Source organism: Dermatophilus congolensis, assembly GCF_900447215.1.
GTDB lineage: Bacteria > Actinomycetota > Actinomycetes > Actinomycetales > Dermatophilaceae > Dermatophilus > Dermatophilus congolensis_A.
The window spans coordinates 2,465,234-2,484,234 of record NZ_UFYA01000001.1 but is presented as its reverse complement, the minus strand read 5'-3'; the positions used below and the strand labels follow the sequence as shown (position 1 = coordinate 2,484,234).

The window sequence follows — 19,001 nt, the reverse complement described above, 5'->3', positions numbered from 1 at the left end:
AAAGAAGAACGACCGGACGTAGGGTCGCCGGGCTGTTCGCGAGGCGACCCTTTGATTGTCGGGATATGTCCATGACAACTCATCGTAGAGCCCTTGACCCAGCAGAGATGCCTCGCACTTGCCCGTATCCCAACAGAAGTCATATCTGTGTTCTGTATATATCCAGATTCTCCCGGTATCGTCGAAAAGGACAAGGGTCGGAGCGGGGGGCTCCACTACGTCACGGCACACACCCGGGGGTCTCATGACAGCTACATCATGCGTCGTTAAATACCGCGGCCGCTGGGTACGCGTAACAGCTACTATCGCAACGCTTCTCGCAACGTTAATTGCAGTCTCTTCTTGTTCTTCTTCTGGAATTCCTGACGATATCGACAGATCACCCAATAAGAACTATCGATACACTCCCAGACCCAGCGGACTTCTCTGGGACAGCGGCGTATTTGGACATGATCCGAAAATCACTGGCGCGTTTGAAAAAATGCGAGGACACAAACTAGATGTCTTGGGCGTGTCCCCTACCCGCGGAAGCTGGGAGGAACACCTCAGCGACTGGTGGCTCACCGAGAAAACCATTCCTGCCGGTTTCTCCGGAACACTCAACATCTCTGTGCAGCTCTTCCCTAAAGACGGGACGTTAGAGAAAGCCGCCCAAGGCGCATACAACGAAGATTTCAAACGACTAGGCGCTTTGATCGCCACGAAGTACCCCAATGCGTATGTCCGCCCTGGGTGGGAATTCAACATCGTGAATTGGCCTTGGAAAGCAACACCGTCCAATGTCGGCACCTTTAAAACAGCTTTTCGGCAGGCATCAACCTCGCTTAAATCCGGCGGTCCCGACCTTCGGATTGTCTGGAACCCCAATGAGGGTCGCGGAAATTCGCTGCCTGATGCAACGACTGCCTGGCCTGGAGACGACGTCGTAGACATTGTCGGTATCGACGCCTACGACTGGTCCCCGCCGTACGACCAGAAAGGGTGGAAAGAACACAGGACACGTCCGCAAGGCTGGGACTACTGGGGCACGTTTGCCCGCACGCACGGCAAAAAGTTCGCTCTTCCCGAGTGGGGTGTCATACGGGGATCAGAGGAATCCGGCGGAGATAACCCTCAATACATTCATTACGCATATGGGTGGATGTACGCCAATCGCGACATCATGGCTTTCGATACATACTTCGAAGAGCCCGACGACTACTGCAAATGTGCTCTCTCTATTAACCCCGAGGCACAAAGGGCCTACATGGCCTGGATGCCACAACTTACGTACCACGCACCGGGGTCAGCAACAGCAGCGACAGCCGCCTTACCTGCTGCTCTATCGCCGCGGCGGGAATTTTTATAGTGATTTCGAAGGTGAATTCGCCACTCACGTGACGGCAAGGTGCGTTCGGTGTTCCTGTGCCGCCACGTGAGTTGGTGCGTTGCTCTCCTCAGGACCGATGGGCACGATCGAGTGCCATGGTGAGATCTGTCAGCAGGTCCTGGATGTCCTCGATCCCCACAGCTAGGCGCAGCATTGCTTCGGTGATTCCTGCGGCTTGGCGTGCCTGTTCGGTCATGGTCGCGTGACTCATGGTGGTGGGGTGTTCTATGAGGGACTCGGTGCCGCCAAGCGATTCGGCGAAAGTGAACAGTTGGAGGCCGTCTAAGAAGGCTTTGACTGCAGTGAGGCCACCGCACAAATCAAAGCTGACGATGGCGCCGAAACCGTCTTGTTGGCGGGATGCCAGATCGTGTCCGGGGTGGTCGGGCAAGCCTGGGTAGTAGACACGTTCTACTGCGGGGTGAGCTTGGAGTGCTTCGGCGATTGCTTGGGCGTTTGTGCGGTGTGCAGCAATACGGGGACCGATGCTGCGTAGTCCGCGCATGATCATGTGGCTGTCGTAGGCACTGCCGGCGGTTCCGAGGTTATTGGCCCAGAAGCGTAGGTTGTCTGCGCCTTGTTGGGTGGAGGCGATGATGGCTCCGCCGATAACGTCGCTGTGTCCGTTGATGTACTTGGTGGTGGAGTGCATGACGTAGTCAGCACCAAGGCTCAGGGGTCGCTGTTGCAGTGGGGTCAGGAAGGTGTTGTCGGCGACGACGACAGCATCTGCTTCATGGGCCGCGGCGGCGACGGCAGCGATATCTGTGATGCGCATGGTGGGGTTGGAGGGGGTTTCGATCCACACAAGTGCAGTTGGGTGGGCCTGGAGGGCAGCGCGTACTGCGTTGATGTCAGTGAAGTCGGCGGTGGTACACGTGAAGTGTCCGCGTTCGGCGAGAGATTCGAAGAGTCGCCAGGTTCCGCCGTAACAGTCGGCGGGGACGAGAATGTGGTCTTCGCTGTTGGTCAGCATGAATAAGAGGGTGGTGATGGCGCCCATTCCCGAAGAAGTGGTGACACCGCCTACACCTTCTTCAAGGGTGGCGAGGGCGCGGGTGAGGATGTCTCGGGTGGGGTTGGTGTCGCGGCTGTAGTCGTGGATGCGTTTGGTGTTAAAGCCTTCGAATGTGTATGTGGTGCTGAGGTATAGCGGTGGGATAACGGCGCCGTGGTTGGGGTCTTCGGCGATGCCGGTGCGGATGGCGCGGGTGATCGGTGAGATGTCGTGCATGTGCGTGCGGCCTCTCATGGATGTGTTCTGTGCGTAGGAGGCCACATCCATGTCCGCATTCGTGCGCGGTTGAGTCCATCTGTCGGCTTTCGGGTGAAGGCCGCAGGATGTGGCACCGTGCGCGCAGGGGTTTGGCGTGGTTGCCCCGGCATCATCGGTCCAGTCCCTCAGCCGGTCGTGATGGATTCGTGTCCAGGCTAACAGGCGATTTTTGGTGGTAGGTCACGCTTCCCAGTAGGGGGTGCGGGTGGGGAGGGTGAAATCGTGGAGCCAGTGTGAGTGGGCGTAGTCGATGGCGGCTTGATGGCGCAGTGTGGTGAAGAGGTTGGGCTCGTTTTCGTAGAGGGGGCGTCCATTTTCGAACGCGGTGTGGGCGGCGATGGGGTCATCCCAGTTGAGCGCGATGACGTCCAGCCGTTCGGTGGGAAGGATGGCGAGGAAGGCTGTGACGACGCGGAGGTGGTCGATGTTTTGGTGGGTGGGTAGGTAGGCCAGGTCGAGTCGGGGAGCGTCAGTGGTGCTGGTCACACAGGTGCCGTGGAGCATGAGTAGGGCGATTTCATGCTGTATGCATAAATCCCTCAGAGTGCTTGTGAGCTGCGGATTTTGCAGCTGACGCATAGTTTGGGTCACCGTCGCCATACTGCAGGGTATGTGGGGGCGGTGCGCTGTCTCTAGGGTTCTGAGGTCGGTGGGATATGACGCACATTTCGCCGGGTTTTGTTGTCCCGGTGGATGGGGTTATTGCCAGGGGCGGGCGGGCCAGGGAGCCGTCGCCCGCCTCTGGGGGTCACATGCGTTCGGGTGCGCGGATGCCCAGGAGGTCTAGGCCGGTAATGAGTACCTCGAGGGTTACTTTGCACAGGGCTAGGCGGGATGCGCGGATATCTTCGTCCTCGGCGCCCAGGACGGGGCAGTTTTCGTAGAAGGCGCTGAAGAGTTGGGCCAGGTCGAACAGGTATGCCGCGAGGCGGTGGGGTTCGCATAGAGCCCCGACTGCGGCGACGGTGCTACCGAATTCGAGCAGGTGTAGTGCTAGGGCGCGTTCGTGGGGTTGCTGTAGGCAGATGGTGTCTGCCACGGCGATTCCAGCTTCGTCGGCGGAGCGGAAGATGGAGCGTAGACGGGTAGCGGCGTATTGCAGGTAGGGGCCGGTGTTGCCGGTGAGGTTGAGCATGCGGTCTAGGTCGAATACGTACTCGGAGTCGTGAGCGACGGAGAGGTCTGCGTATTTGACGGCGCCGATGCCGATTTGCCGGGCGATTTCTGCGCGTTCTTCTTCGGCAAGCTCGGGACGGGCAGAATCGATGTGACGTTTAGCTTTGGCAACGGATTCGTTGAGAAGGTCCATGAGGCGCAGGGGAGCCCCCGAGCGGGTGCGCAGGATCTTACGGTCTTCGCCGAGCACGTTACCGATCTTGATGTGAGTGGCTTCGACGTCTTCGGGCAGCCAGCCAGCTTTGGCAGCGGTGGCGAACATCATGTTGAGGTGGAGTGCCTGAGGTGCGCCGATAACGTAGAGAATTCTGCTGGCTTTGAGGTTACGGACGCGGTGGCGAATGGTGGCTAGGTCGGTGGTTGCGTAGCCGTATCCGCCGTCAGATTTGCGGATGATCAGTGGTACGGGTTTGCCTTCACGGCCAGTGAATTCTTCGAGGAAGACGCACAGGGCACCGTCATCGACGACTGCGATGCCGCTGGTTTCGAGTTGGTGGCAGACGTCGGGAAGTTCGTCGTTGTAGGTGGATTCACCGGCGAGGTCATCGTCGGTGAGGGTGACATCCAGGGCGGTGTAGATGCGGTTGAAGTAGGCCTTGGATAGTTCGATGAGGGTTCCCCACAGTTCAAGGGTCTGGGGGTCTCCGGCTTGCAGTTTGACTACGCGGCTGCGGGAGCGGGTGGCGAATTCAGCGTTGCCGTCGAACTTGGCGCGGGCAGCTTGGTAGAAGGCGTTGGGGTTGTTCTTGAGCAGTGCTGCTTCTTCGGATTCGAGACCGACTTCCAGGAGGTGCTCAATGAGCATGCCGAAGGGGGTTCCCCAGTCGCCGATGTGGTTTTGGCGAATGACGTTGTGCCCAAGTTTTTCGAGGGTGCGGGCAAGGCAGTCACCGACGACGGTGGTGCGTAGGTGCCCGACGTGCATTTCTTTGGCGACGTTGGGGGCGGAGTAGTCGATCGGGATGTTGGTGGGTTCTTGGGCGGGAATACCCAGGCGCTCATCATGGGCGAGGTCGGTGACGAGGGTGGCGAGCCATTCGTCGGAGAAGGTCAGGTTGATGAATCCGGGGCCGCTTACTTCGATGTTGCTTGTTTCGTTAGCCAGGTCGAGATTGGCGACGATGGCTTCGGCGACGTCGCGAGGCTTCTTGCCTGCTTTTTTGGCCAGTGCGAGGGCTGCGTTGATTTGGATGTCGGCGTATTGGCTTGGTCGGAGTACGGGGTCTGCGCCTGCGTATTCGTCGCCGAGGGCAGCTGCGATCGCGGCGGAGACTTTAGGGGTGATGACATCCAGGGGCGTACTCATGGAGCAAGTCTAGGCCTGTCGTGGTGACTATTGCGGCTGAGGGTTTGCTCATGCGTCGAAAAGGGCGGTGTCTCCGGCTCCGCGGCGCAGAATTTCGGGAATATCGCTGGTGAGATCAATAACAGTGGTGGGATCGATGCCAGCGTCGTCGGCGTCGATAACGGCGTCGACGAGGTGGTCAAGTTCTTCTTTGACCATCCAACCGTTGATCATGGGGGTGGTTTCGTCGGGGAGGATGAGTGTGCTGGTAAGCATAGGTTCGCCCAGTTCGGTGAGTAGTGCCTGGACGACTTTGTGGTCGCTGATGCGTACACCGACGGTTTTGCGTTTGGGGTCTAGAAGTTTGCGTGGCACCTCGGAAGTGCCTTTGAGGATGAAGGTATAGGGGCCGGGAGTGGCTGCTTTGACGAGACGGAATTGACTATTGGAGAGCATGACCAGTTGCCCTAGTTGAGCGAAGTCGCTGCACATGAGTGAGTACTGGTGTTCTTTGCCGAGTTTGCGGATGTCGCTGATGCGTTGTTTCCCGGTGGCGTTTCCGATGGCTGAGCCGAGTGCGTATCCGGACTCGGTGGGGTAGGCGATGATTCCGCCCTCGCGCAGGATGGTGACTGCTTGGGCGATGAGGCGCGGTTGGGGGTCGATGGGGTGGATGTCGAGATAACGAGCCATGGTGGAAGGCTAAATGACGAGGGCCGACGGCGGGTTAAGGCTCGTCGGCCCTCGTGGTGGTGTTAGACGAAGGTGTCCCATTCGTCGGGTCCGTGGGTGCCTGCGGAGTATTCGTGCATGGGTACTTCGTTGTTGCGCCAGGCTTCGACGACGGGGGTGAGGATGCGCCACATCTCTTCAGCGGTGTCACCGCGGACGGATAGGAGTTGGTCACCGTCCATGATGTGGCCGAGGATTTCGCCGTAGGGGCGAATGGCACTTTCTCCAAGGACTGCGGTCATGCGGCTGCGTTCGAGTTTGAATTTGTCGCCGGAGCCGTTGGTGGCGATGTCGAGTTGGAGTTCTTCTGGTGACAGGGAGATGGTGAGGGTGTTGGCGCCGGGGGCGGGGCCGAATCCGGTGGGTAGGTGTCCGACGGGTTTGAAGTGCAGGACGATTCGGCGGTCGTTTTTTCCTAGGGCTTTGCCGCTGCGCAGGCGGAAGGGCACGCCTGCCCAGCGTTCGTTGTTGATGCGGACGGTGACCTCGGCGAGGGTTTCGGTCATGTTGTCGGGGTTGACGCCTTTTTCCTCGACGTAGGCGGGTACTTTCTTGCCTTCGACAACGCCGGCGGAGTAGCGAGCACGGCGGGAGGATTGGGCGGGGTCTTCGTCCCAGAGAGATACGCAGCGTAGGAGGTGGGTTTGTAGGTCGCGTAGTTCGAGCTCTTCGAGTCGGGAGAGGTCTTCCATGGCAGTCAGGGCCAGCATGAGCAGGAGGTGGGATTGGATCATGTCGATGAGGGCGCCGGCGTGGTCGTAGTAGGCGGCGCGGCCTTCGAGGGCGAGGGATTCATCGAAGATGATGTCGACGGATTCGATGTGTGTGCAGTTCCAGAGGGGTTCGAAGACGCGGTTGGCGAATCGGAATCCGAGAAGGTTGAGCACTCCGGATCGGCCAAGGAAGTGGTCTACTCGGTAGATCTGGGATTCGTCGGCGAAGCTGTGTAGGAGTTCGTTGAGTTCGCGTGCGGTTTGCAGGTCGTTGCCGAAGGGTTTTTCTAGGCCGAGGCGAATGTTGGGGCCGATGCCTATGGTGGCGAGCACTTCAAGAACTTTGCGGGTGATGCGTGGGGGCAGCGCGAAGTAGATGATGGCGGGCTCGTCGCCTAGTTCGGCGATGAGGTCGCGGACTGCGGCGGAGCTGAGTAGGTCAACTTTGGTGTAGCTAGATCGTTCGGCCAGGCGGGAGGCACCGCGTTGTCCGCAGCCTCCTTCGGCAAGAGCTTGCAGGACGCGTAAGCGCCATTCTTCGTCGGAGAGGTCATCGGCGGCGGCGCCGAGGATGCGGACCCGTCGTTCGGGATCGGCTAGGAGGAGAGTGCCCAGTCCAGGTAGGAGGAGGCGTCGGGTGAGATCGCCGGAGGCTCCGAGGATGAGCAGATTGACACGGGGGCTTCGGGGGCCTTCGGAGGAGAGGCGTTGGGCGTCGCTGGGGGTCAGGACGCTGTCGGTGCCTGCTTCATGGATGCTTCGGTGTGGTGTGGCGGACTGAGGCATGGCACCTTCCCTGGGTTGTGTTCATAGGTGAGGTGTGTGCACCTCATCGGGGTTCCCTGGTGCCCAATCGGTTTGTCGGTGGCGCGGCTGAATAGTGCGGCTGATATTCATGGTTGCTGGGGTGGGGCTGGCAGGTGGGGTGTATGCATCGACCGGTGGTGATCTGTGTTTTAGGTGTCGCGGCGGTAGACGCGTTCGCCGTCGATCCAAGTGGAGGCGACGCGCACTTGGCCGAGTTCTTTGGCTGGGGTGGTGAAGACGTCGCGGTCGAGGATGACGAAGTTGGCGAAGGCGCCTTGAGCGATGCGTCCTAGGCCGGTATGGGGCGCCACGCGCACTGCTCGTGAGGTGTACATGAGGATGGCTTGAGGGATGGTGAGGGCGTTGGCGAATCCGAGAGTGGTGCCGTTGCTGGCGGTGCGGTCCACGGCGGCTTGGATGGAGGTGAAGACGTTGTCTGCGTCCATCCAGGTGGTGGCGGGACTGTCTGAGGACAGGCATGAGGCGTGGAAGGAGCGGTATATGCGTTGCAGGGGGTAGGCGTCGACGAGGGCGCGGGTGCTGAGGTTGGCGCTGTAGACGTCCATTTCGGCGAAGTCGAAGATGGAGTGGGTGACGATACCAAAGTTCATGCGGGAGCGGAGCATGAGCTGTTGTAGTGGTTCGGGCAGGATGCTGGCGTGTTCCACTTGGACGCTGGGTACGTCGGTCATCCAGGGATCCATGTCGCCGACGACGTCGATGAGGAATTCGAGTGCGGCATCGCCCATGGCGTGTGCGGCGAGTTGGACGCGGTTGTCACGGGCCCATTCGGCGGCGGCGCGGAGTTCTTTTGCGTTGATTGTGCGGCGGCCGAATTGGTCGAAGGTGCCGCGGTAGGGGCGGGCCATCCAGGCGGTTGCGTTGGAGATGGCTCCGTCAATAAAGACTTTGGTACCAGCTATTTTGATGCGGCCGAATCTGTCGTCGTCGGTGAGGACGCGGGTTTTGCCGGCGGCGATTTCATCGGACAGGACGGTCCATGGCAGGTAGATGTTGACGTGCTGGGCGAATCCGGCTTGTTGCGCTTCGCGGAGAATGTCGAGTATGTCGGTAGCTGCGACGGCAGCCAGGTCATCACCCACGCCGACGATGCCGTGACGGGTGAGGTGGTCTCCTACGGCGAGCAGTTCGCGGATGAGGTGGTCACGTCCCATGGGTGGGATGGCTGAGGCTACGGCTTCTACGGCACGGAATTCGGTCAGGATGCCGTTGGGTTCGCCGTTGCTGTGTCGTTCGAAGCGGGCGCCTTCGGGGTCGGGGGTGTCTCGGGTGATGCCTGCCATTCGTAGTGCTACGGAGTTACAGGAGGCGGTGTGTAGGTCTGAACGTCGAACGAATACTGGCCGGTCGCGGCTAACGAGATCGAGATCTTTGCGGGTGAGTTGGCGACGCTCTGTTAGGTACATTTCGTCGTAGCCCCAGCCGAGGATCCATTCGTTTTCTGGGGCTAGGTCTGCGTGATAGCGCAGGCGTTTGATGATGTCCGGGATGGTGCGCACCAAGGGCGGCATCAGTGAGGGGCCTGCGGCGAGGGTGGCGACGAGTACCGGATGCTGGTGCACGTCGAGGAATCCAGGGACGACGGTGGCGCCTTGGAGGTCGACGGTGGGAACGTCCCGTACTGCTTCGGGGATGTCTGCCGGTTCGGTGTATTCGCGGTACGGGCCTCCCACCCATGAGAAGCGTCCTCCGTCAATACGGAAGGCGCTAGCGAAATCATCCTCACCACGGCCCGTGAACACCTTGGCGTTGATGAAGAGCCTTCCGGGCATGCAACTCACTCCTCACAGACCATGCTCGCCCCGTCTTACTTTTACAGGACATGCACCTCGACAGTATGTGACCGTTCACCGTGGGTGGGTGTGTGGAACGCGCGAACTATGCCTTGTCACCACATGCGTAATGCTGAGCGCGCTAGCAGGGAAACGCTTTCGGCAAGATCGGAGGCGGGGAATGTGCCGGGGAATGCTTCTGGCATTCGTCCAGCTATGCCGTTTCCTCCGGACAGGATCGCGATGACGGACCATGTCTGGGCACCCCAGAACGCAACGGTGGGGTCATGGAGGTCCCCTTCGCGTGGGTCCCACCCGAGGCCGTGCACAACATCCAGACATAGCCGCGCGATGCGGGCTGCGTGGTGGGTGTAGGGGTCTTGGGCGGTGGGGTCGGCTAGCAGGGCGGGACTGACCACTCCTGATGCTGCGGTAAGTAGTGCCAAAACACCTGCTGCGCAGGCATGTTCGGATCCGCCTAGGGGCAGTCTGCGGGCGATGATTTCTGCTAGGTCGCGGGGAGTGTCTAGGTAGGGAAGTTCTGGGTGGATGTAGGCGTGATCGTCCACGATGTGTATGAGGCGTAGTCCAACTGCGGCGTCAAGCAGTTCGGCGTCGAGGCCGGTATTGGAGGGGCCGCGGTGAGTTGTGTCGGCCCCCAGGGCCCACCCGTGGGGGCCGCCGCATTGACGTAAGAGTTGAGCAAATGGCTCAACCATGAGGGCACAGGTCTGCTCATCGAGGTAGGTAGGTAGTTCGGTGGGATTACTGTCCACTGTCCATATATGTGAGATGTCAGTCACATCTGTTTGGGCGGTCAGGACATACTCGTGGATCAGGGATGAGGTATCTAACCGTGATGCTCCAATGAGGTGACGTAAGGCTTGCCATCCGTGGCTGTCGACGATGCCTGCAATGTCGGTTACGGCAGGATCGAGGCATTCCAGCATTGGTGTTGGCGGAGGTTGTTCCAGTAGGTCTACGTTTTGGACTCGCCGTGCTGCTTTTTCTTTTTCGAACCGGTCGGGGTTTCCGTCGATGAGGCGGGCGCGGGGTTGGCCGGGAAAGCCTCGTTGGATTGTTTCGACAGTGATGGTGTGTTGCTGTCTGTGCGCCAGCCCGTAGCTGTATTGCAGGACTGCTCCTGATGCGGGCAAGACGTCTGCCACCTGGGTGTGGGATTCCTCGTCGTTGTCGCGGTGGCTGTTCTGCTGGGGTGGCTGGATGGTTCGTGTGTGGGTCAGCTGTTCCAGCTCTGTAAGAGGGATGAGTGTGGCTTGTTGAGGATCTGGAGCGTGGGGGAAGGTGAACTGGTGTTGGTGCGTGCCGTCCCATCCCATTGCTGCGCAGAGGACTTCGTGTAGCTGATCCAGGTGTATGGAGGCGTCTATCTCGATTCGGCGCCATGTAGAGGGGTAGGAGTTTTCTAGCTGCACGTGCAGTGTCATGCGCGTGATGCGGGGCACGCTCCACGCCAGTCGATCCTGTGTGGGTGCGGTGATGTTTGCTGTCACGACTTCGGGCAGCTCGGTAGAGCTCGAGGTCTGCTCACTCGAGTTAGTGGTGTCAAGCCGATTGGCCTGACCGTCACGACCCCCGCGCGGAAACTGATAGACGTTTCCGTTGAAGGACTGAAACTTGCCCTTGGTCACATGGGAACCCTAGGCCTAAGCGAGACAGTATTCACGCTGGTGGGCAGGGATGTGGATTCCATTCAGAGTGAATCTCCGAATCTTTTTGGATTTTATAAACCCGTGTAGGTGTTTGCCTTCTCGATGTTTTTCGAGAAGGCAAACACCTACACGGGTTTAGGTAGAGGTTTTTCAGCGACGCCCCGTAACCATCTTCACGATCCACAAGAGAATGACAGCGCCAAGCAGAGCTGTCAGGAAGCTAAAAATAAGCCCACCGCCAGCTACATTGACACCAACCAGATTCAAAACAAATCCGCCGATAAGACCACCGATAATGCCAACCACAATGTTGGCAACCAGTCCCATCTGCGCATCTGTACCCATGATTTTGCTGCCAATCCACCCAGCGAGGCCGCCAATAACAATCCAGCCGATCCATCCAAGCGCAAGCATCAGTTCACCTTTCGTGCGGTTCTGAAATCAGAAACGCCCGCGGCAACCGGGCACGTTGAAGGGGCAGTCAGAACCATTTTTGGTAACTCACAGCCACAGCGGAAACGGCCACCACGGAAGTATCTATGTGGACACTAGGTGAGCTAATCAACAACCCACTCCACCCTCAAGGATGAAAACACCTAATACTGAGGGATTTTCAGGACTTTAAAAATTTCACGAACGGTGATGTTTCACGCAGCAGCGCTCAGCGCGACTGTCAGATAGTGCACACGCTGCTCCCGCAGCGACCGCAGTCACCGCGAACACAGACGGCCACGCCCCGATCTTCTTCGCCAACGGATGCGACAAACCAAAAGCGCCCATGTACACCGCGCCCAGCGCACCGGCAACACCCGGACCAGCCACCTTTACCCAGCTACGCCCGGCATATAGTCCAGCCGCTGCTAAAACCACACCTCCCAAGGGTCGTATGCCTGTCTGCTGGGCTGCGGCAAATCCCCCGATCAGTCCGCAAGCAGTCACCAATGCCGTATTCACCGACTCTGGATCACGTAAGACAGTTTTTTTCTGCTCCGCCGCCGCACGAGAACGGTGACGACCTTGGCGCTTAACGTTGCCAGTGATGAGTACGTGATCATTGCTAGAAGACATGGTCATGCCTGGCATCGTATGAGCCGTCACAGAATTCAGCATGAAAAACATGCACATGTCGGTAACGGACCCTCGCACCTGGCAGGAGCCAATCATGGACACCACACCTTTGCCCACCATCCGCGCTGCCGGAGCGATTGGCGCCGGTCGCACCACCATCATCACCCCCCTAGTTGGCTCTGACATCGACACGCTCCGTGAAGAAATCACCCGTGCCGCAGCAACCGAAACCGACATGCTCGAATGGCGCGCCGACCAGTTCCGCCACGCGCACTCCGTCAAGGCATACGCAGACACCCTCGGCCAGCTCACCGAGCACATCGCCTCAACTGGCCGGGACCTGCCATGTTGCTTCACCTACCGCACCGTGAGAGAAGGAGGAAACGGGTCAGCCACCGAAACCGACTACCTCCACCTCATCGAAACCATTGCAGGTGCTGGCGCTGACTTCATCGATATCGAATACCGACACCCGGTAGGACCCACCGCTATCCACGTCGCGCAGGCCGAAGGCGCCCTCGTCATCGCATCCGCACACGACTTCACTGCCACTCCCGAAGTGAGCGCCATGGTGTCTCTACTTGCCGATATGGAAAATGCTGGCGCCGATATCGCCAAACTTGCTGTCACAGCCACCACCTCGCTGGATCTGGCGCATCTTTTCACTGCTACCAGCCTGCGCCACCAAAAAGCCCAAATCCCCCTGATCACGATCGCCATGGGCTCCCTCGGCGCCGCCAGCCGACTTGTTGGCGCAGCGTTCGGGAGCGCGGCCACCTTCGCACGGGTGGCCGCGTCCTCTGCTCCCGGTCAGCTCGCCGTCGACGACGTCGTCACAGTTCTCCATCTCTTGGAGAGAGCCGCCCCGACCCGTGACGACAACGACGACTCAACTGAACACTAGTTAGGCAGCGTCACAGCCATCACGCACTGGCGCTACACGAGCTTCCATCACATCTGCCAGCCGGGAGATCGAGCGCGCCAACTCTCCTCGATCCTCCACGCTCCAGGTGGACAGCAAATCGGCTAAGAAGCCAATCCCCTGCTCATGCACATTGGCCAAAGCGGCCTTACCTTTCACCGTCAAAGTGACGTTGATCGAACGGCGGTCCCGCGGTGAAGCAACCCGCTTGACCAAACCCGCCGCAACAAGTCGCTTCAACTGCATTGTGATTGTTGACTTATCCACGTCCTGCCAGCTGGCAAGATCCGTGGGCCGCACATTCTCATGCTCATGGATGAATCCCAGCAGCCACACATCCGTGTTTGACAAAGCAGGCCGCATGCCCGCGCAGCGGCTACGCCGCGTGCTCTCCCTGGACATGGCGCGAAGAATGCGAATCAACGCGTCGTCAACAGTCCTTTCCACGGGCTGTTCTTCAGACCGGACCTGCTCTTCTAGCCGGGTTCTTGTCACTCCGGCACCTCCCTTCGACCGGAAACGAACTCACGTTCCCCCCGGATTCACTTTCTTCCACGTTCAATGGGGTGTAGCGCGTCACTGATCGACATGCTTAACGGTCAGCAACCCCGGAACATTACCGCCATGACCTCAACACGCCGGAGGCACCGTTCAGGTGACCACCCACCCCCTCCCGCAGTAAGCCATCTACTACGAGACAGGATCGCCTAGACTTCACGCCCCTCAGCGAGGGCTTTGCAGGTCATTGACCCGGCACAAAGCACAAAAGCTCGCCCCTCCCTCGACATCTGACACATCCCGAAGGTGGGTGGCCCGGCGAGCCTGCCTCATCCTTGCGCACGCTTTGTAAACGACCGACCACATGTGGGGACTCCCACGCACTTACATATGCAATAATTGGAGGTTAACCTCGAAACCTTTAGGGGATAAAGAAACTCCCACCCACGCTCACCTTGCCCCACAAACTCCTCTTATCCCCCACATCTCAAACTCACCCCAGTCGCCTACGGTGGAGTCATGGAACCCCTCACACCACCACCAACCCGCCTACTACCGCCCTCCTCGATCAAGGCCACCACAGCCTTCACGAAAGCTTTCGCCCTCTTCGGCAAACGCCCCGGGTTGTTCATCGGTATCTCGCTGCTATCGAACGCTGTGCTCTTGATCATCGGCGCAGTCACCGTCCTCGCGGTCGCTTTCATCGCCCTGATTACCGCAGCAGGAAGCTTCGACAGCCTCGGAAGAGTATCCATCTCCTCCGGGAAGCTAGCCGCGGGAGGCCTAGCAGCTGCGGTCGTTCTCCTCATCTCGGCGTTCCTCTACCTAGCCGTCACCGTGAAGATCAACGGCATGCTGTACGTGCTGGCCATCGAAACTGAAGCCACCCGCCGTCCCACATACCGCGACCTTTCCCGCAGCACCAAAGGGCTCTTCCGACGCGCTCTGCCCACCATCGCGTTTATGACTGCGGCGATTGTGCTCTCAATCGTGCTCTTTACCGCCGTCTTGTTCGGCATCGGCGTAAGCGGCCTAGAAGGCCCCACCGCCGGGATTGCTCTCCTCATCACCCTCATAGCGATATCCGTCATCGTGACCTACGTTGCTATCCGCTGGTGCTTCTACCTAGCAACCCTGACCCTAGAAACCGGCAAGGGGCTCAACCCGCTGCGACGTTCTTGGCACCTAACTAAAGGTGCTTTCTGGCGCGTCTTTGGACGTCTGATCCTGTTCAACATCGCTGTAGGAATCGTCTGGTTCATCGTGACAGCCGCGCTAGGCATGGCATTCGGCGCCCCCATGGAAGAAACCTTCGGGAACAATCCCGCAACCTCAGGTGGCGCAGTCACCGCAAATATTTTGAGCACACTGCTCAACATCCTTTTTGCACCGCTCATGGCGTGCTTCATGTCAATCCTCTACTTGGATGAACGCCGCCGCCGCAACGAAGAAGACCCCGCCCCCACAGCGCACGTCATCGACGCTCCCTGGCAAGCCGAAACAACCCAGTGGGGCCAGCCACAAGGCCAACGCTACGGGGCCACTACACCTGAACCTGCGGCTGAAACACCCCAGCGATACGGCCAGCAATCTCCCACCGAAGAGCCCCGATACGGGCAACGCGTCGAAACAAACAATGAAACTTCACAACGCTCCGACGACGACAAAAACACCGGCAACACTCCACCCTCAGCCGGTAACTAACCAGCTCCACATGAATGGGCGGGGTGCCTCACAAATGTGAGGCACCCCGCCCATTCATGACACAACCTCACCAACCCCACCCTGCAACAGGCTCACATCCGCAACACCACCAATAACAATGACTGCCGGAGCAGCCGGAGACTCCCGCTCAACAAACGCCTCCACTTGCCCCACCACCCCCCGCGCCACACGTTCCTCATCAGTGAACCCCCGCTCCACCACCGCAAACGGAGTATCCGGGTCCATCCCCGCAGCAACCAAAGCACCCATCGAACGAACCATCGTCGCCACCCCCATCAACACCACAATCGTCCCTCCCGCCTGCACCAATCCACGACTCTGCTCCTCAGTGAGAGGTTCATGCCCACTGACCACCGTGAACGCACGCGCAACACCCCGATGTGTCACCGGAATGCCCACCGACTCTGGCACCGCCACCGCCGAAGTAATCCCCGGCAACACCCGCACTTCAATACCCGCCTCCACCGCCGCAGCGACCTCTTCACCACCCCTGCCGAACACAAATGGATCTCCGCCTTTGAGGCGCACCACGTAGTCACCTGCCTGGGCAGCCTGAAGCATGCGGTCCTCAATCTCACGCTGGGGAACCCGGTGGGCGCCAGGAAGCTTACCGACATCAACAATGCGAGCTGCCGGAGCTAAACGAGCGATCGTGACGTGATCGTCATAGGTGGCAAGCCTGTCAGTGAAAACAACATCCGCGTTAAACAGTTCACGACGCACAGCAACGCTCTGCTGATCATGATGCCCCGGACCTGCACCGACAAGAACGATCTGACCGCCGCTATCCGGAACATCAAGACACAGCGTGACCCGCCCAACACGCAACGCGGCAACTGTCTCAGCCCATTTGGCTGCGCCACCAGTGACGTCAACGAGGACGCTGCCGCCAGCAGGAACGGCAGCAGGATCGTCAACAACGATCGTCTCTGCCGCCAGCGGTGCGAAACGCTTTACCGCCCAGTTCGCTTCGCGTTCTGGGCCGACCACCACAACAGTGGCGGTCTGCAGGTCGATGTCGATGTGCACGCAGCGAAGGTAACACCCACCCGGGCTGTTGGCGCAGGCCGGACGCAGCCCAGCCTGCACCAACAGCCCTGCTATGTCACAAAAATCACTACAAATAGTGCAACGCAGCAACCACCTAGACGGATATGAACCGCAAAGAGCGGTGACTTCTTCTACTCCTGCTGCTCTACCAATTCAGACTCTTCAGCAAGCTGCCCTTCAGCAGACTCAGCCTCGTCCGCAGGCTCAGGAGGTGTTTGACGAGCCACCGCAATCGACCACGGAGCCATCCGATAACGGTCACCATCGAGATAGTCACGCGGCACCCGATCAGCATCCACCCCCGCTGCTGAATCAATCGCCTCGTGAACATCCATTCCCTGGGCTTCAGCCTCAGCGATCGCCTCACGCACCTGATCGGCATATGCCTGCCCACGGACCGCAGTCGCCAGTGAACCGAACACGTTGTAAAACCGTTCTGCCCACGGTGCCGTATCGATGAGGCGCTCCCACCGGCCACCAGGACCTGCCGCCTCCTCCTCAACCAGCTCTGTCTCCTCAGCGCAGGGCTCTTCCAGGCTCGGGAAGGTGAACTCGACCTCGTGATCCTCCATGTTGATCAACAAGACAAAATCACCGTCGGGACTTTGCGCTGTCCCCAACCGCACCTGCAACGCGCGATCACCAGGCTGCGTCCATCGACGACCCGAAGGATCACGGAACAGATACTGCACCTCTTCTTCACCGGCATAAGCTCCCCAATACCGTTGGCGCAGCTCCGGAGAGGTATGCCGAATCCACGTGAGAGCTCGCGTGAAAACGAGAATGGGATTGACGGTTTCTCGACAATCCGCCACCCCAAACACGTCGTAGTACATGCCACCGTTTTCCGGGTCATCTGGATCAACCAGAAGCTGCATCGGCGCATTCGAACCAGCCTGCGCCCAGTTGTTCCACATGCCGACCGAATTCAGGTTCCACGGGTTGTTATTTCCGTTCTGACCCCGCCCATACTCGTCTCCACCCACAATCATGGGAACCCCGCGAGAAAACATCAGGATTGCGAGGAAGTTTCGCAACCGGGTACGCCGCAGTGCCTGATCACCACCGGAATCCCACGACTCGTTGTCATCACTGCCACCGTCAGAAGGCCCGAACGGCCACGTCAAGGCCTCATTTGTTTTTCCGTTGTACGAGACCAGATCCATCATCGTGAAGCCGTCATGAGCAGTAACGAAATTGATCGACTTTCCCGGATCTTTCTCGTTGTAGAAATGCTCGTAATCGCCATTCATCATGTCGATGAACGAATCCGTGTTCGCATCACCCTTTGTGAAACGTCGCACCGCATCACGGAAACGGCCATTCCATTCAGACCACCCCGGTGGGAAGTTACCGACCTCGTAACCCCACAGGTCCCATGCTTCGGCGATAACTTCCGCTCCAGCCAGTTCCCCCAGCCTGGCAATACCGATCAACACCGGATGCTGATCAAAGAATCGTCGTTGCTCTTCCCAATCGTCGCGCTCTGCCTCATCTGGTTTACGCCCCAACACCGGCGCTAGATCAAAGCGGAACCCATCCACGCCCATGTCATGTAGCCAGTACGCCAGCGAATCTAATGTCACCGCCGCTGTACATGAGCTGGAGAAATTCATCTGGTTTGATACACCTGTGGCCCCATCAACCAACCGGTTTTCCGCCGTCAACACGTAATACTCCGAGGTGGAGAAACCACCTAAGGACGTGAACGAGACCGTATCCAGATCCCCTTCCCAGTGCCCTCCTTCACCAGAGTGGTTGTAAACCACATCCACGTACACCTCGATACCGGCGTCGTGGAACGCAGCCACCATATCTTTAAACTCTCGCGTCGGCCCACCCAACGAACGGTCATGGGCGTACGCCCGATTCGGCGCGAAATAAGCCAAAGTTGTGTATCCCCAATAATTCTCGCGGGGATCTTCTGGCCCCACCGGCGCGTTACGAGACGTAGACTCCTGCACCGGCAAAAACTCGATCGTCGTTACACCCAGCGCCCGCAAATACGGAGCCATATACGCAGCACCGGCATACGTGCCCCGTAGCTCATCAGGAACTCCAACAACCTCACCAAAACCAGCCACATCAGCCAACAACTCCGGTAACCGCACCGAACTTGGATGCGCCGTAAGTCCCTGTAGATGCGTCTCATAAATAATCGCGTCCGAAATATGCGTGAATGGCCGCGCCCCCGTAGACGTGCCATCGAGAACAATCACGCCTTTGGGCGCCCACCTGCCCGAATCAAGCTCCCGACGTGCACGCCCATCCACTTCCACCCCACCAGTTGCAAACACATCCGCGCATCCACCGTGCTCACTAATCAAATCCGATGCCAGATTGTGCGTAATTTCTCGGGCATAAGGATCAAAGAGCACCTTGTTCGGATTGAAACGGTCCCCCACCTCATCAACATCCGCCACAAACCCCGCCGCTGAACCACCTCGACACCACTGCGGATCAACTACCCAGTTTGGGCCCCAACAACGGAACCCATACAACGTGCCGTGCCCTGGGCCTTGCACCCGCGCACGCCACACACCGTCTTCACCTCGAGCCATGTCAAACTCAGCTGCCGCATCCACCCCAACAGCCTCAGCGTAAAACTCCAGCAACACCCGCTGCGCACGCGGCGCATACACAGCGAACGTGCACCCCACCCGTTCCTCGGCCGGGACATCCTCACAGAACCCGCGATGCCCACGCTCCACCCGCACCGGCGGCACCGATCCGGACAAGATCTCCTCAGCAGTCACCACCAGCCGTCCCGCCTCATGAGCCCCTAACGGCCACGACGCCTGCGCCCACGTCTGCGGCGCACACGCCTCAAACGCCTCTACCGCGATACCGCCACCCACAGAACTCGTTTCATCGCACTGCTCCGACATGAAGTGGCTCCTCCACTGCGCTCAAG

15 protein-coding genes and 1 riboswitch are annotated in these 19,001 nt (G+C 59.1%); of the genes, 3 read left to right on the top strand and 12 right to left on the bottom strand.

Going from position 1 to position 19,001, the window contains the following annotated elements; translation table 11 throughout:
- Positions 1-505: 505 nt before the first annotated feature.
- The gene (locus tag DXZ77_RS10885) at positions 506-1,348 is read left to right on the top strand and encodes a glycoside hydrolase family 26 protein (RefSeq protein WP_147279287.1); all 843 of its coding nucleotides are present in this window, start codon (positions 506-508) and stop codon (positions 1,346-1,348) included.
- Positions 1,349-1,436: 88 nt separating this feature from the next.
- Here DXZ77_RS10885 and metB read toward each other — a convergent pair whose 3' ends face one another.
- The 9 genes from metB to DXZ77_RS10840 all read right to left on the bottom strand — a co-directional run bounded on the left by metB (position 1,437) and on the right by DXZ77_RS10840 (position 11,898).
- Positions 1,437-2,621: a cystathionine gamma-synthase gene (metB, locus tag DXZ77_RS10880; RefSeq protein ID WP_258553278.1), complete on the bottom strand. Its 1,185-nt coding sequence runs from the start codon at positions 2,619-2,621 to the stop codon at positions 1,437-1,439.
- Positions 2,622-2,675: 54 nt separating this feature from the next.
- A riboswitch (SAM riboswitch) is annotated at positions 2,676-2,790 on the bottom strand.
- Between the two features lie 35 nt (positions 2,791-2,825).
- Positions 2,826-3,131, bottom strand: coding sequence for a hypothetical protein (locus DXZ77_RS10875; RefSeq protein ID WP_147279286.1), 306 nt, complete (start codon positions 3,129-3,131; stop codon positions 2,826-2,828).
- Positions 3,132-3,393: 262 nt separating this feature from the next.
- Positions 3,394-5,127, bottom strand: a complete 1,734-nt coding sequence (argS, locus tag DXZ77_RS10870; RefSeq protein WP_115032129.1) for an arginine--tRNA ligase — start codon at positions 5,125-5,127, stop codon at positions 3,394-3,396.
- A 48-nt stretch (positions 5,128-5,175) separates the two neighbouring features.
- Positions 5,176-5,799 carry an L-threonylcarbamoyladenylate synthase gene (locus tag DXZ77_RS10865; RefSeq protein ID WP_115032127.1) on the bottom strand — a complete coding sequence of 208 codons (624 nt, stop codon included), beginning with the start codon at positions 5,797-5,799 and terminating at the stop codon, positions 5,176-5,178.
- Between the two features lie 62 nt (positions 5,800-5,861).
- The gene (locus tag DXZ77_RS10860) at positions 5,862-7,337 is read right to left on the bottom strand and encodes a glucose-6-phosphate dehydrogenase (RefSeq protein ID WP_115032125.1); all 1,476 of its coding nucleotides are present in this window, start codon (positions 7,335-7,337) and stop codon (positions 5,862-5,864) included.
- A gap of 170 nt (positions 7,338-7,507) precedes the next feature.
- Positions 7,508-9,151 carry an amidohydrolase gene (locus tag DXZ77_RS10855; RefSeq protein WP_115032123.1) on the bottom strand — a complete coding sequence of 548 codons (1,644 nt, stop codon included), beginning with the start codon at positions 9,149-9,151 and terminating at the stop codon, positions 7,508-7,510.
- A gap of 116 nt (positions 9,152-9,267) precedes the next feature.
- Positions 9,268-10,803: a plasmid pRiA4b ORF-3 family protein gene (locus tag DXZ77_RS10850; protein WP_147279285.1), complete on the bottom strand. Its 1,536-nt coding sequence runs from the start codon at positions 10,801-10,803 to the stop codon at positions 9,268-9,270.
- A 171-nt stretch (positions 10,804-10,974) separates the two neighbouring features.
- Positions 10,975-11,238: a GlsB/YeaQ/YmgE family stress response membrane protein gene (locus tag DXZ77_RS10845; RefSeq protein WP_115032119.1), complete on the bottom strand. Its 264-nt coding sequence runs from the start codon at positions 11,236-11,238 to the stop codon at positions 10,975-10,977.
- A 216-nt stretch (positions 11,239-11,454) separates the two neighbouring features.
- Positions 11,455-11,898, bottom strand: a complete 444-nt coding sequence (locus tag DXZ77_RS10840) for a hypothetical protein (RefSeq protein ID WP_306747198.1) — start codon at positions 11,896-11,898, stop codon at positions 11,455-11,457.
- An 88-nt stretch (positions 11,899-11,986) separates the two neighbouring features.
- Between DXZ77_RS10840 and aroD the strand changes: the two genes are divergently transcribed.
- On the top strand, positions 11,987-12,796 hold the full coding sequence (aroD, locus tag DXZ77_RS10835) for a type I 3-dehydroquinate dehydratase (protein WP_181816132.1): 810 nt from the start codon (positions 11,987-11,989) through the stop codon (positions 12,794-12,796).
- Here the strand turns inward: aroD and DXZ77_RS10830 are convergent, their stop codons facing one another.
- On the bottom strand, positions 12,797-13,216 hold the full coding sequence (locus DXZ77_RS10830; RefSeq protein WP_147279284.1) for a MarR family winged helix-turn-helix transcriptional regulator: 420 nt from the start codon (positions 13,214-13,216) through the stop codon (positions 12,797-12,799). It lies immediately after the preceding gene.
- A gap of 615 nt (positions 13,217-13,831) precedes the next feature.
- Here DXZ77_RS10830 and DXZ77_RS10825 point away from each other — a divergent pair.
- On the top strand, positions 13,832-15,016 hold the full coding sequence (locus DXZ77_RS10825) for a glycerophosphoryl diester phosphodiesterase membrane domain-containing protein (protein WP_115032115.1): 1,185 nt from the start codon (positions 13,832-13,834) through the stop codon (positions 15,014-15,016).
- A 54-nt stretch (positions 15,017-15,070) separates the two neighbouring features.
- Here DXZ77_RS10825 and cobA read toward each other — a convergent pair whose 3' ends face one another.
- Together cobA and DXZ77_RS10815 are read right to left on the bottom strand one after the other, a co-directional pair.
- Positions 15,071-16,066 (bottom strand): uroporphyrinogen-III C-methyltransferase, encoded by a 996-nt coding sequence (gene cobA, locus DXZ77_RS10820; RefSeq protein WP_258553277.1) that lies wholly within the window; start codon positions 16,064-16,066, stop codon positions 15,071-15,073.
- A gap of 152 nt (positions 16,067-16,218) precedes the next feature.
- Entirely contained in the window at positions 16,219-18,975 is a 2,757-nt protein-coding gene (locus tag DXZ77_RS10815) for an alpha-amylase family glycosyl hydrolase (RefSeq protein WP_115032113.1), read from the bottom strand.
- Positions 18,976-19,001: the final 26 nt, after the last annotated feature.

Coding starts and splice junctions, on each gene's coding strand:
- DXZ77_RS10860 (WP_115032125.1), bottom strand. CDS start 7,337: ATGCCTCAGTCCGCCACACCACACCGAAGCATCCATGAAGCAGGCACC.
- DXZ77_RS10830 (WP_147279284.1), bottom strand. CDS start 13,216: ATGTCCAGGGAGAGCACGCGGCGTAGCCGCTGCGCGGGCATGCGGCCT.
- aroD (WP_181816132.1), top strand. CDS start 11,987: ATGGACACCACACCTTTGCCCACCATCCGCGCTGCCGGAGCGATTGGC.
- DXZ77_RS10825 (WP_115032115.1), top strand. CDS start 13,832: ATGGAACCCCTCACACCACCACCAACCCGCCTACTACCGCCCTCCTCG.
- DXZ77_RS10845 (WP_115032119.1), bottom strand. CDS start 11,238: ATGCTTGCGCTTGGATGGATCGGCTGGATTGTTATTGGCGGCCTCGCT.
- DXZ77_RS10815 (WP_115032113.1), bottom strand. CDS start 18,975: ATGTCGGAGCAGTGCGATGAAACGAGTTCTGTGGGTGGCGGTATCGCG.
- DXZ77_RS10855 (WP_115032123.1), bottom strand. CDS start 9,151: ATGCCCGGAAGGCTCTTCATCAACGCCAAGGTGTTCACGGGCCGTGGT.
- argS (WP_115032129.1), bottom strand. CDS start 5,127: ATGAGTACGCCCCTGGATGTCATCACCCCTAAAGTCTCCGCCGCGATC.
- DXZ77_RS10840 (WP_306747198.1), bottom strand. CDS start 11,898: ATGACCATGTCTTCTAGCAATGATCACGTACTCATCACTGGCAACGTT.
- metB (WP_258553278.1), bottom strand. CDS start 2,621: ATGAGAGGCCGCACGCACATGCACGACATCTCACCGATCACCCGCGCC.
- DXZ77_RS10865 (WP_115032127.1), bottom strand. CDS start 5,799: ATGGCTCGTTATCTCGACATCCACCCCATCGACCCCCAACCGCGCCTC.